The sequence below is a fragment of the Paenibacillus sp. FSL L8-0708 genome, assembly GCF_038009325.1.
Taxonomy (GTDB): Bacteria; Bacillota; Bacilli; order Paenibacillales; family Paenibacillaceae; genus Paenibacillus_AQ; species Paenibacillus_AQ odorifer.
The window spans coordinates 133,271-147,172 of sequence record NZ_JBBPBC010000002.1 but is presented as its reverse complement, the minus strand read 5'-3'; the positions used below and the strand labels follow the sequence as shown (position 1 = coordinate 147,172).

Here is a 13,902-nt window from a genome sequence, read left to right as displayed (position 1 = left end):
ATAAGAAGATCATTAAAAGAGTCATCCACAAAAAAAACGCACGGCTATTCAGCCGTACGTTTCAATTTATTATATTGATTAAGCAAATTATCTAAGTCTTTAGACTTCTCTAGCACCTCATCCGAATCTAGTCCAGTTTCCAACCCTATTCTATTTAGTTCAGTTCTTTCATCCTCAATAATTGCTTTTAAAAGATTCAATGATTCATTCACCACTGAGTTTTCCCTCCCAGAATTAATGTCCTTGATAAATAGTCAAAGCAACTTTAATTCCAAAACTCTTTATTATGGAGAATCTCAGAGTCACTGAGAACTTTCCACCACTTTCGAAAAGCATCATTGATTGACTTTCGTTCATCGTTCATTGGATATGGGCCTCCAAAACGGGTGCCTGTAACCAAATAGGAATTTGATATTCCACGTTCTTCTAACTCATCCTCAATCCAAGATTCAAAGGCTCGTGCAAATAATTCGTGATCCCGCTTCCAGTAAGCTCCCCGTTCACATGCGTCCAGATAAAAAGAGCTATAGTTAGTAGGAATGAAATATTCGGTTGGAACTTCCCTTCCTTCTTGTATGAGCATGTTGCAGTACATGATTCCGATTTCTTTCCAATCTTTTAAATGAATTCGATAACGACTACTACTATTAAGATTTAACATCGTTTTGTTAATGTCGTAACTGTTTCTTACTAGGTAATCTTTGATACCTTGAACATAATTTGTTTTATTAACGGGTAAGGGATTAGGTACTTCAAAACGCATCAAGCCCTTTCCCTCTTTCATCGTAGTCATCAAGTTAGCAAAAGCATAACTGATATTATCAGGTAGGAATTTACCTGGCTGATTTCCGGATAAGGCCATTTGCTTACCATTCATATAATCATGAGAGTACGAATAGAGATTGAAGTCCAAGGCATGTGCCCATTCGTGGCACTGAGATCCTCCACCTCTGAATTTTGTTAAATTCATCAAATTCTCTTTAGGTTCGAAATGAGCACTCGCGTTCCCACTTCCTCTAGCCCCAAATGCTAACCCTAACTTTCCATATAAAGATATTGATTTGCGCGGAATCTGAAGAATAGCAGCCAAGTCCGCCCAAGCATTTCCGCTACTAAGAACATGGTAACGACCAGCTGCGTCCTCCATCCAGTTACCAAACTGAATCCCTCTAAATCCATATTCCTCTATTAAGTCCTCTGGTTTTCGCACTCCTGACGGTTCATTAGAGAGTCTTACAACCTCTTCCGGTACTTTTCGCTCCCATTGATTCTTTGTCTTTGACGTATCCTTATTGCCTTTTTTCTTATTAGCCCAGTTCCACTCTTTACCTTCTTCCGAAGAAAAGGCTTTGTCCAACAGCTTCTCATAAGGTTTTGCGGCAGAATAGCCGATGAAAAGTGATCTAATCCGTTTTCCTAAAGAAAGCCAAAATCGATAATTCATTAATTCTGGATCAATCCCTACTTTACGTGGATTAGTTGAGTAAGCTGCCTTCCAGAACTCTCGCTTGATCTGATCAACTGTATCTCTAAACAATTGTTCTGTAGTTGCTTTAGAAAGACGTAATTTCAGCTCCTCAACCGCTTGGATAAAATTCCTCCGTTGGTTGATGTCATCTTCTGGGCGCTGACTCACCATACCCCATAGTAGCTTTACTCCGTATGCAGCCTCAGACGTAAACCCTACCTCTTTTAAGTTTTCTGCTTTGAAATTATCCAACAGTTCATCTTTAGACACCAACTGATAGGCTTGAGCCGGATCTTGCTCAATGACTTTTTGCCACTCGCCTGAGAATTTAACAAGAGCCGATAGATGCTTCTTAGCTCCTTGAAGCTCTTCTCCACAATCGTAGGCATATTCCTTGCTTCTACCACCTGCAGGGCTTGTAGAGGGTTGTACAAGGTTTAAAGTATGGGCCTTTTCTATTGATGAACCGAAAGAATCCTGAGAGAAATAATCAAAGAGTGATAGTTGTTGCATTTCTATAAAACCTCCATAGGTCTCCCCGCCGTATGCGGGGAGATGTGATTTTTATCTGCTCCGCATGAGCAAGGAAAACTATGAACGTGGGTATGATTCGAACTGTTATTTCAAGGACGACAACTTACTCTTTTTATCTGCCATAATACGCTGAATAATCGCCGCGTCTTCCGATGTGAACTGGTCGATACCGGTTCCATAGGGATCAAATACCGGATTGCAAAGAAGACGTTGAAAACCTGATCTTTTCAGGTTAAGCAGTGCGTAGATCGCATCCCTAAAGCGTTGGGTGACAGGGAATCCTTCCACGGATTCACGCTGCTGAACCATGTGATAGGCGGTTAAGATTTCACTTTCACGCCACTCAATCTGTAGCCGCTTCATTGCTTGAAGTATGTGAGTCCTACAGTCGATGGTGAGATCACCGATTCCGCGGCCGATTTTAGCCGGCAACATTGAAGCTGCTGATCCTCCTTTTCTTTGCATTCCTACGATCCCTCCGTAGCGAATATCCTGTGCAATATTTTTAACAATGGAACGGAAACGATAGTATTTCTCGTACTCTGGATGCGTACCTTTAATTAAGTTCCCCATGCTTTTATCGTTACCGAGCGTACAAAGGTAGCAACCCATCCTTGAATTTTTACCACAGGCCATGATTGCATCGTTATCATTGACTACAGCAGCTCCTAAAGGGCATTCTGTACCTGCAGCTCCGCTATAAAAAGAGAGTAACTCAGTATTACGAGCTCCTTTTCGCCATGGTGCCCTGTGGTACGTAAGATACGTAACCACTTCCTGTCTCGTCCAGTCTCTGATAGGGCTGGCTGTACGAATGCTACTGACAGGATGACTACCGTAGAAGTCATCACCGAAAAATTTGGTGAGACTTCTTTTTCTTGTCCCGCTTTCATTGTCACGACTACCCAGCACCAAACATGTCTCCTCTGATCCTTCCGTAACAAATACATTTTCCAAAAATACGCGTGCTGGATTGATCTTCAATCTTCGTACACAATATTTGAAATTTACGGATGGACTTTGGTAACCACGTCCGATCAAACACACCATTAGCGTTTCATCTTCTTTTGGTTCAACAATGTGATATTCGATCCAAGGGAAGTTTGCTCTTAGTGTATCGCGCAACTCATGAATGATTTTTAAGACACCAGGATTCTCAACTAGTGTATCGGCAGATATGACCCATATTTTCTTTGTCGGATCTGGATTCTTCAGAGCATGCTCAAGCATGAGCTGAAGTGTCAGTCTCGAATCTATCCCTCCGGAGTGCAGTAGACCAATAAGTGTGTGCTCATCATAGATTTTTTTAACTCTCTCACGCGTAGCTGCCAGTAAATCCTCATCCACCTTTTCCAGAACGTCCAAGCTCTCTCCCTCAGGAAGTGTTCTCTTATTTTTTTTAGTGTCTGTAATAAGAACATCTAAATCGAAAATAAGCTGACAACGATCCTCTGGATATTGGATTGATTCATAGTGTGCTCCATAGGGTGGGATGGTCTGTTGCAGATAAAGTTCTACCAGCAGACTGCATCGGTCCTGGAAGCAGTAGATTTGGAATTTGTGCTTTGGACTCTGTAAACTACTGTCCATATCACCATCGAGAAAAGCATCGATGGCAGCTTGCTCCGGTATAAAGATGCGAAATTTGTTTGACTCCATAAATGAAAAGAGTTTTCCTGCTACAGTGTCCCTTTTGAACAGCTTATCCCATGTGATTCCGCTGTCTGGAGGAATACAATCCTCTTGTGGTTGATCATCATTTAGAAAATGATGAAAAACATAATAGAATCCGTGAAAGAAAACCCCTGTCCATTCGCGAATCACTCCATGAAATAAAAAGCCTTCTTTTTCTAGGTAATCCCACACATCTGTAGCTGTCCCATTGTAATGCTTGAGTCTTTCGTTAACTGCTACCTTGATTTGATTTTCTGTAAACTCATAATGCTCCATAAGTTCTCCTTTTTTAGGGCATAAAAAAGAGACCTAAATACATCACACAAATCCCGTGTGGTATTTAAGTCTCCAATATTACCCGTTATTTATATTGCTAAATGAAACTAGCGAGCTCCAACTTTACCGAAATAGTTAACGGTAAAGAAAATTAATATCTTTCTAAGTACCATTAGTATATCTCAAAAAGGTAAGAAATGTAAACTATCACCGTATATCACTTACTGAGTGAACCTCTTTCTTATATCAAATGCAACCCACCGTGAGTAGTATTTAAACAAATAGAATTATTTCATATCAAATCCATAGTGTTAATACCCTTATTTTATACATGTATTCATATGTATATTAGCATACAATATGTATACATTTTATATTTCGCTTAATTTCATAACCTTTTTGGATCTCAAATTGAGACAGACTTATATAAATAGTGCAAGCGATCAGGGAGCCATCCCTGCTGCTTGCGCTATTTTGTGTTCTAGGCGACCGACATTAGGTGTGCCCTTTGCTGAAGATCTTCTTAGTATGATTGAATGTTAGTTTCCTAATTATCCGCATTCGCCCTATACCCATTCGTAGGCATTGTCATAAGATACAGCATCCAATGTCAAGAGGTGAGGAACATTTGCATAAGATAGTCGCTAGTCGTAGGTTTCTTGGAAAGAGGAAACCACAACTAGGTTCTCTGGTTCGTTCTAAAAAATTCAGGATAAGCCAAAATACCCCATCAAAGATGAAGGCCATTTATGAAGATATAAGAGCTTGTCTTCTTCCGGATGATAATGGCGCAACAAGTAAATGGATAATAGTAGAATATCCTTGGAATTCAACACCACAAGTTAACGGTTCTTTTTTTTACGAGTTGATAAATTTAATGAGACATCAGTGACAGGAAAAAGGGTAAGTCATCATTTTACAAAAAACGCTGGTAAGGATGTAACCAATTATCCTGATGATTACGTGACATTTCCATTAAGTGATGTGAATATAGTATTTTGCGCTACAACTGTTGCCAACCCGACCATCGTTTGTATTAGTGGATTTGCTGGTGGTAATGACAATGGTATGACACACTTAGTTAGTACCTTACAAAAACGGCTTAAATCAACTTATGGTTTTAACACTTCCGATGTTATCCATATGCAATGGAACACAGAAAATAAAAATCCAACCCTGCAACCACAAACAGACCGAATATCGAAAGTAATAAATGAGCGATTATTTTCAGCTGGTAATTATTTAGCCATTATTGGGCACTCCTTTGGAGGATGGGCAGCATGTAGAGTATCACAAAAAACTAATATCCAACCTGATTTTGTAGGGCTGATCGATCCTGTATTTGGTCCGGGAAATATTATTAAATCAGTTGATATACCAAGAGGAAAAAAGATTTTTAATTGGTTCCAAAATAATGGAATTACAGGGACTCAATGCCCAGCGAAAACGATAGTTCCATGTTCTTCAGCTGCTGAAGGAATTGCCTGTGGTCATCAATTAATCCCAGGAGTTACTAAGGCTACTAAAGTTATGTATTTAAAGAAGTGGAATAAAAAGTTTAGAACGTGTTCAGGTAGCAAGGTTAGGCTTCGGGCTTATCACACCAATATAGATGATGATCAGGGAATTCATCGACAAATATATGATCAAATAAGTAGTGATCTAGAGAATAGACTCCAAGTAGATATTTACGGTATTAAACAGATAAAGAAACGAATTCATTCAACAACTCGATTAAGATATGGTTATACAGGTAGGTCGAAGCGTTTAAATTCCAAATGTAAGCGTCACGGAAGCCGTAAGACACAATTAGTATAGGGTGAAGTTCAAACAATATTAACAATGACTCACTAAATAAACACGGAATCCAGTACCTGGGGTGGATACTGCATGACAAGCGTAGCTAACCGCCAGCGACGCCGGTGTTGCGTTTGGCGAACTAAGCTGCTCTTACCGTCGTCACTTCCGGTTTCACCAGAAGCAATCCGGTGCGGAACATCGGCCGTCAGCACGCTTACAACTAAAAACACTAAAGTTTTTAATATAATATGAAAAGAAAATAAAGTGTTAGACTGTATTTGTTGGTTTAACACGGTTTCTGAGTTTGCTAATCGTCAACTTTTAATTAATAAGTTTTAGACTGACTCATTAAAAGAAGCAGCGGCAGAACAAGACTTGATAAATAAGTCTTAGACTGCCGCGGTTGTTAGTAACTAACGTATCCAATTAGTTCGCAAGTAAAAATTTACATTTACTTAAACTACCCTCGTTAACCAAACGAAGCTGCCGAAAATCATGCGCTAATCCCGATATGAAATAAACTACGTATGGTTAATATTTTTGATCATTTTGTTTACGCTAGCCTGCCCGTTAGTTGAAAAGGCAGCCGATCCATTGACCGGCTGCCTTTGTGTCGTTATTGAGCTATCGTTTCCCGTTAGTTGAATGTTCACCTATTAGAATGAATCAAGGCACTTTTTATGGATGTTTTTAGTTTATCCAACTTTTCTTGAGGAATCTACTTTCTTATAGGCAGGACTATATCTTGACTCGTTATGAAATGCCTATTGCGAAGTTACTGAGTGGAAATCTCGAACTTTGTACCAGCATCTCCGGCGAAAACAATAGATCCTCCCGCGGGCAGTTCGACCTGATCCTTGCCACCGATGACACTGAAGTAGATGCATTTTCCCCTGTCATTATAAACAGCGAAGGAAGCGTTCGGGGACATGCTCACCTTTACGATCTTCCCCCCCTCCTTGTCGCTTATCCCATACCATTGGGCATATCCGTCGGGCGGAATCGTAACGGTTGACATCTTAGTGAAGTTAAAAGGCTTCACGGCATCCTCGTTCACTAAGAGAATTTCACCCATCTTTAAGTACTCAACGCCGTCTTGTGTAAAGAACGTAAGACCTAAAAGATCCCGCCCGCTCATTCCCGGTATTTGCAATTCGGAGACGGCCGTATTCGGGCCGGTTATTCGCTTATCCAACACGTATCCAGGCAGTTGTTTCGACACATTCAAGTTGATGGTTACCGATGTCAAATAAGAAATCGACGTATACTTCCCATTCAGCAGATAATACTTTTTGCCGTCGCGCTGCATCCATGCTTTTTTTGTCTTTGTCGAAAGATCTTGAGGCTGGAGCTTCTCCGCGTTGTACTCTGACAGAGCCGTCTGCCCAAGAGCTGGCACCGAAACGTATTGACGAATCCATAAGTAAGTGCGGTCATTCTCCTTCGTTACAAAGCTGATCATCACTTTCCCATCCGCACTCTTAAACGTGCCGTCCGCGGAATACTCGTAGATCTGGACCGGGTTATCGGATGGCTGCTCCGAAGTAATGGACATGACGCCGCCTTCGTTAATATCGATGTTAAACGTTCCTATATAAGCACCATAGATTCCCGAATACTGCAGCATGGATTGTGGCATATCAGCCTTTACCGGCACGCCGTAAGACTTCTCAGGCTTGATTTCAGCAATTATACCTTTCTCCTTCAGCGCCTGAAGTAGGATTTCGTTCGCCAAAAGCTGGTCGAACGTGCTGCTCCCACCGGAAGAGACAACAGCTACCGCCATCTCCTGCTCTGGAAGCACAACGAGCGACGCGTGATAGAGAGTGATGTCCCCGCCTTTGGTCAACGCCTTTATTCCGTATTCGCTGAACGGATACAGATTGACGCTGTCCCAGCCTAGACCGTATTCGATTGAGTTGTCCGCATCGTCAGGCCACAAAGGCATCTTGTACTCGTCTTGCGCCATGGCCGCAGCCGATTTAGCAGATAAGACTTCTTCCGCTTTCCCCGTGAAAATTGTTGAGAATCGAGCCAAATCCTCTGCCGTGGAATAGATACCTCCAGATCCTATCATGTTGATCGTCTGGTTGGGAAGTTGTCCTATATAGGTAGGATAATAGAGTCCCGCCATCTTCGCCGTGTCCGGAGTATCGAGCGGCGTCACCGTATTAGCCATACCCAGAGGTTCTGTAATATATCGATGGATATATGAGGTAAAGTCCATGCCACTGACCTGCTCGACCAAAATCTCGGCCAGCGTAAATCCGTCATTGCAGTAAACCGAATAAGCGCCCGGGTCTGCTTTCAAGGTCTGCTCGGACAGTTGCCTCAGCAGTGTGTCGTGGGCATAAGTGTCGTTATCTTCGAATAAATCGGCGTTCGTCACCGATGATCCGTTCAGACCGGAAGAATGATTCAGTAGCATGCGCGGTGTAATCTGCTTATAGCGTGCATCCTTCATCGTAAACTCGGGGATATACTGGACGACCGGCGTATCAAGATCGATTTTCCCTTGATCGACCAACTGCATAACGGAAACCGTGGTAAACATTTTACTCGTCGAGGCGATCCCATACATCGTGTCTTTCGTGAGCGGCCTCTGTCCCTGCTCATCATTTCTGCCGGATTGGCCAGATACAACGATGTTGCCATGATCGATAAGGGCGTACTGCACACTGTTCGTATCATAACCTTTCGTGAGGAGATCAGCTTTCTCATTTGCAGCTTTCATGGTTAATTCGTAGGTGAGCCCAGCTTCGTTAGAAGGCGAATCCACTGTAATCGTTGACACGGTTATCGGAACAGCACTTGACTCGATCACCTCAGACGTATTCAGTCCTACTGCTATGTTCTGCGTCTCTGTCGGTGCTTTGTTGACGTCGCAGGAGGTTAACAGCAGAAGCAGACATAGCACAGCTAGCATTATCCATCGACTTTTCATCATTTGAACTCCCCTTCCGGAGTTTTGGTAGATATGAACCTAAATTGGTATATTTATATATTAATGAAAAATTAGTATTTACGCAAAACTGCCCGTTAGCTTAACGAAAACAAGTAGCAACTGCCGTGGCAAACTGCTACTTGTTTGATTCAACTAACGTGTCCCGTTAGTTGAATAGTGGTAGCTGCGACTGCCGTTTTTTAGTTGCTCAACTAACGGACAGTTTGCGACAAAACACAGCATGTACAACATAATGCAACACTAGCCCTCAACAGCGCGGTTTCTCTTAGACCGCGACTTTTGCATTTATTCCCTCTATAACGAATACAAAAAATATATTTTACCCGGGTAATATTGACTTCTTCTTTTTACCCGGGTAAAATTATTAAGGTATTCAAAGGAGGATGTACAGAATGAGAGATGATCAAACGAGCGTTTACTGTACGGCATTTTTGGGTGTGAGAGTCGTCGCCAGCGGTACGTTACGGCACGTTGTTTCTACAGTGAAGGATGATCTGGATGACAGAGACCTCACACAGCTGCTTATATTTGACGATACCACGGGGAAACAAATAGATGTTGATTTTCGTGGGGAGACAAATGACGTGCTCTTACGATTAGGAGAACAGTTTGGTGACTTGTCCGGTACCGAAATGAATCATCAACCTACACGGCGGGTCGGTCGACCTAAGCTGGGGGTTGTATCCGGTGAGGTTACATTATTGCCACAGGATTGGGAATGGCTAAAGAGTCAACCTGGAGGATCATCGGTAACATTACGAAGACTCGTTGGTGAGGCTCGCCGTGCTGGAGGAGAACAGAGTAAGATACGAGAGTCACAAGAAGCAACATATAACTTTATGACAGCTATGGCTGGGAACTTCCATCAATATGAAGAAGCTCTGCGTGCACTGTATGCTGGTGATTTGGATCGTTTTTACCACTTCATCGATGACTGGACACCTGATATCACAAACCATATCAAAAAATTAGCCTCTAATGCATTCTCTAAAGGGGACTTATAAAAGAAAGCATGTATAGACGTATAGAAATTAATTTGGAATAATAAGGAAAATTAAAAGGGCTTCACTATGACAGAGTTTAAATCTATTCGCTATATCTAACCATCACAACACGCCGGTAAGAGGTTTATACAGCGAGGCATTGAGGGCAGCATCGTTATGTTGAACCTGATGTGTTTTCGTGATGTTGCCGATTACACAGCCAATCCTGAACTAACACCGGAGGTCCCAATCAGCGGTGCCGAAGCTTTCAACCGCTATATCGAGCACACCCTCCCATTTCTCCGTGAAAGCGGAGGTGAAATCATGTTTCTTGGCGATGGCGGAGAGTTTCTTATCGGACCCGAAGACGAAAGATGGGATCTTGTCATGATGATCCGCCAGAGCAGCGCGCAGTCGTTTCTTGCTTCATGGCCGGTATCGGACATCGGACTGCAGCGATCGAAGATTCACGCCTTCTGCCTATGACAGAACTTACAATACCGAATTAATTGGAGGAGAACATAATCATGACCATTCTGAAAGTCAAAAGCGTCGAATTGGCCTATGACAGTTTTGGTAACGAAAATGACGAGGCTATTATCCTAATCGCCGGGCTTGGAACCCAGATGATCCGATGGACGGATTCGTTTTGTCGGATATTAGCAGCGCGGGGCTTTCGCGTAATTCGCTTTGACAATCGCGACGTAGGTTGCTCGACGCATTTTAGCCATTATCCGATGCTGGATTTTGACGAACTGGCGACTGCTCTCATGTCGGGAAAGCAACCGGACATCCCTTACACTCTCGATGACATGTCCAACGACGCTATCGGACTACTCGATGCCCTTTCAATTGACCGGGCACATTTCGTTGGCAGGTCGATGGGCGGAATGATTGCCCAAATTACTGCCAGTGAGTACCCTGAACGGGTTTTATCACTCACCTCCATTATGTCCAGTTCCGGTAATCCCACACTTCCGCAAACTTCCCCGGATGTCATGGCGATGATGACTAAATCAGCGCCGAACCCATTTGAGGATGAAGCAGGATTTTTGGCGCACAGCGTCTCTTTTGCCAAACGCATCGCCGGCACCGGCTATCCGTTTGAAGAGGACGCATATCGAACGCTCATTCTGGAGGAAGTCCAGCGAGCCTACGATCCAGGCAGTGTTGGACGACAAATTGCTGCGATCGCTGTCTCCGGTGATCGTCGTCCGCGGCTGGCAACCATAAAAGTACCAACACTTGTCATTCATGGGGTGGACGATCCCCTGTTCGTCCCATCGTGTGGCGAGGACACGGCTTCTGCCATTCCGGGCGCTGAGCTAATGTTGGTTGACGGCATGGGACACGACTTACCGCACCAACTGTACAAAGTAATCGCTGATGGCATAGAGCGAACGGCTCGTCGCAATTGACACGTGCTTCCTGAATAGCAACGAGCTGGAGTCCAGCGGTGCCCAATAGTGCTGAGTAGGCCAGGGGCGCAGCGCTTATTCATTGAACTATACGGGACACGATAGTTAAAAATAAAGGGTTCTACATATTAGTTATGCATAATATGTAGAACCCTTTATTTTATTTGATTTCATTAAGTTTAGGTCTTGATAATGAAAAGTCTAATATGTTATTTTCTTTGGACATATAAAACAGGCATCCCAGAAAATAGGGATGCCTGCAATTAATAATAAAATATATTTATTTTGATTAAAAAGCAAAACTAAACTGCCCATCTTGATCTCTCGCCAGTCCATACTCTGTCTTCTGCTTTTTCAAGCCGGAATGCCGCCTAAAGAACATTGCACAAATCTCGTTTGCGTAAGCGCTTATGACGCGTCCGCACACACTCTGACCAATCATTTCATAGATTCGATACTCTGGAATATGCTTGGGAAACCTAAACCAAGCTGGGATGCTGAAAATCTTACGAAGTTCAGTTATGGTTAAGAACCTCCACTGATCTCCCGCTTCATTAAGTACATAAGAGTTACTTGCACTATGAGATCGGTATCGTCTTGGGATGCATTGTAATTCTACGTCATCTGCACTCACAAATGTTTTATTCGTACTACGCTCCGCCCATGAGTTGTTCTTTTTTACTTTTTTAGAAAAGGTTTCAAACCAGGCGTCAACTGACTTCCAAATGTGCTGCGTTCCAGCTGGATCTAAATAATGAGATAGCTTATGACGCCGGAATATTGGTGCCTTTGGCTCTCTGAATTGTTCGAAGTCTTCCTGATCCTGAAGAAATAGGGAGTACGTCCGTTTTCGTAGAGCGATACTACCAAAATCATAACTGTTAATTTGTGAAGGACCGATGAAATACGGATATTTCGGAGTTAGGAGTTCTCTTAAATCATTAAAACTAGGTGATTCATAAAAACCCGGTACGTTCTCAAAGAAAACAACCCTCGGTTCTGCTGCCTCTAATATCTTGTACGTACCTAATATAAGATTATTAAAATATCCCTGATCACCAGGACCTATACTGCTATGTGAGGAGCAATCTAGCGATACGAACGCTACATCAGCCTTTGCAACGGTGTGACAATCCTTCAGATCTCCTTGAAACAAAAAGGAGTATGGGAAATTATGTTTGATAACTTCCGCGCTATCCTCTTCTAGCTCGATCTCCTGTACTGCTGTGTAGTAGCCAGAATCTACAAACATTGAAGTTCCTATTCCTGCTCCCGCGCATACAGACAGAAGGCGAATACGCTCGTCTGAAGGGGATTCAAAGGTGTCACTCTCAAACAGACGGAATCTTAAGGGACGAACAATGATTTGAGAAAAATCCCCGTGCTTATATACACTGACTTCTATTTTATCCTGGATACAAAGAATGGATGAATATTTGGATCCACACGTATCAACAAGTGGCCGTGGCTCCCCACTGATACGATTAACCCTTGATGATACACTGACTTCATGAATATTGTCAGATTCCTCAAAGACTCGATTCTGAATGACAATCATTTTCTCATTCTCATCGATGCGGACAAATAAATCCATACCGTGCTCTAGTCCTGCAGTTTCACAAACAAAGTTTTGTAGAAATAATCGTGGTGAATTATGTTTTTTACTCACTGTATAAACTTTTCGTAACAACAGGTTAGCTTTATTCATAGGATCGCCCACAAACCGTGGTGGAGGGAGCCCCCACCACAATCAGGGACTTCCTCCTCTCCAGTTTTAAATTATGAAATTCCTATTCCACAGGCTGATTTAACCTGTTAACAGTCTTTAAAATGAAAAAGCAAGTTGACCTTCAGAAATCTTTCGCCCTGGCTCCGCTAAGACTAGCTGGATGGGTTGACTAATAAGATCATAACCCTCAACATTTCCTGGTCGAGCATACCAAGGGGCATAAAAGTAAAACTGAATGGTACATAGTTTCACGGCAATCGCCGATATATCCTGACCGTAGCCCCTTAAAAAATAATTAGAAGCCGGTAGCAATGTTGCACCGCAGCCTACACATGAATCTAGTACTGACTGCCTTTTCATATGTTCTGGGTCCCCATCAGCGTGGCATATCTCAACCATCATCCGAGTTATATTAAACGGTGTTGGATAATATCCAAGACCTGATTTATACCCTTTGCCCGTCTCATCACAGAGAACATAGGATAAATAATCCGTGGGATTATCGAGAACCAGGAATAAATCAAACTCCTTGTAATAATGTTCGTTTAAGCTTTCTGAGATCCGCGGTGCTTCTATGCTTCCTGCCATCCCCCACAGTAGCCAATCTGCAAAAGTATCGATATTAGAGTCATAATGCTGAAGACACTTAGCAAACATCTTTTTAGTTGCCTCTGCTTGATGGGAGGATGTATCTTTCCACTCTATTTGAGGGATCGGACCACTACCTTCAATCGTTCCTTTTTGCAAAATATCTGTCCAGTATCTCCACCTGCCCCATAGAAGGTCATCATAGGCGAATAAAAATGGCAATAGCCATCCTCTCTTCTCAAACACTTCGGAATGATGCTGTGGTAGCCCGCCAATCGCTTGTGCGTATCCAGCTATTTCATGGGGTAAACGAGCGAGCTGTTCAACTGAAAAGCGATCGATCCGATATAGATGTTTTTTATCTTGTGGTTTAGACATGGTATCTTGTCTCCTTAGAATCCTCCCCTTCTGCACAGGAGGTAGTGTTGATCCCTGTGCAGAGGGTAGAACATATAAGGTTGGAAATA

The 13,902-nt window shown here is 42.7% G+C and carries 10 protein-coding genes; 4 read left to right on the top strand and 6 right to left on the bottom strand.

The genetic code is table 11. The annotated features are described in order from the left end of the window. Positions 1-44: 44 nt before the first annotated feature. From NYE58_RS36705 to NYE58_RS36695, 3 genes are all read right to left on the bottom strand, one after another. Entirely contained in the window at positions 45-212 is a 168-nt protein-coding gene (locus NYE58_RS36705; protein WP_143766591.1) for an aspartyl-phosphate phosphatase Spo0E family protein, read from the bottom strand. Positions 213-265: 53 nt separating this feature from the next. Beyond that, positions 266-1,981 carry an LPD1 domain-containing protein gene (locus NYE58_RS36700; protein ID WP_076179602.1) on the bottom strand — a complete coding sequence of 572 codons (1,716 nt, stop codon included), beginning with the start codon at positions 1,979-1,981 and terminating at the stop codon, positions 266-268. A gap of 105 nt (positions 1,982-2,086) precedes the next feature. Continuing rightward, the gene (locus NYE58_RS36695; RefSeq protein WP_341004419.1) at positions 2,087-3,952 is read right to left on the bottom strand and encodes a phosphoadenosine phosphosulfate reductase domain-containing protein; all 1,866 of its coding nucleotides are present in this window, start codon (positions 3,950-3,952) and stop codon (positions 2,087-2,089) included. Positions 3,953-4,840: 888 nt separating this feature from the next. On the opposite strand from NYE58_RS36695, the gene NYE58_RS36690 reads away from it, so the two are divergent. Continuing rightward, positions 4,841-5,770 carry a hypothetical protein gene (locus tag NYE58_RS36690; RefSeq protein ID WP_341004418.1) on the top strand — a complete coding sequence of 310 codons (930 nt, stop codon included), beginning with the start codon at positions 4,841-4,843 and terminating at the stop codon, positions 5,768-5,770. Between the two features lie 757 nt (positions 5,771-6,527). Here NYE58_RS36690 and NYE58_RS36685 read toward each other — a convergent pair. After that, positions 6,528-8,699, bottom strand: a complete 2,172-nt coding sequence (locus NYE58_RS36685) for a serine hydrolase domain-containing protein (RefSeq protein WP_341004417.1) — start codon at positions 8,697-8,699, stop codon at positions 6,528-6,530. Positions 8,700-9,109: 410 nt separating this feature from the next. Here NYE58_RS36685 and NYE58_RS36680 point away from each other — a divergent pair, with 410 nt between their 5' ends. The 3 genes from NYE58_RS36680 (at position 9,110) to NYE58_RS36670 (ending at position 11,118) form a co-directional block, all read left to right on the top strand. Continuing rightward, positions 9,110-9,721, top strand: coding sequence for a DUF2239 family protein (locus NYE58_RS36680; RefSeq protein WP_341004416.1), 612 nt, complete (start codon positions 9,110-9,112; stop codon positions 9,719-9,721). A 156-nt stretch (positions 9,722-9,877) separates the two neighbouring features. Continuing rightward, a complete protein-coding gene (locus NYE58_RS36675; RefSeq protein ID WP_341004415.1) occupies positions 9,878-10,186 on the top strand; it encodes a hypothetical protein in 309 nt (102 codons plus the stop codon). Between the two features lie 41 nt (positions 10,187-10,227). Continuing rightward, positions 10,228-11,118, top strand: coding sequence for an alpha/beta fold hydrolase (locus tag NYE58_RS36670; RefSeq protein ID WP_341004414.1), 891 nt, complete (start codon positions 10,228-10,230; stop codon positions 11,116-11,118). 289 nt (positions 11,119-11,407) lie between these two features. Here the strand turns inward: NYE58_RS36670 and NYE58_RS36665 are convergent, their stop codons facing one another. Beyond that, positions 11,408-12,868, bottom strand: a complete 1,461-nt coding sequence (locus NYE58_RS36665; protein WP_341004412.1) for a DNA cytosine methyltransferase — start codon at positions 12,866-12,868, stop codon at positions 11,408-11,410. Between the two features lie 75 nt (positions 12,869-12,943). Then, positions 12,944-13,813: an N-6 DNA methylase gene (locus tag NYE58_RS36660; RefSeq protein ID WP_341004411.1), complete on the bottom strand. Its 870-nt coding sequence runs from the start codon at positions 13,811-13,813 to the stop codon at positions 12,944-12,946. Between the last annotated feature and the right edge of the window lie 89 nt (positions 13,814-13,902).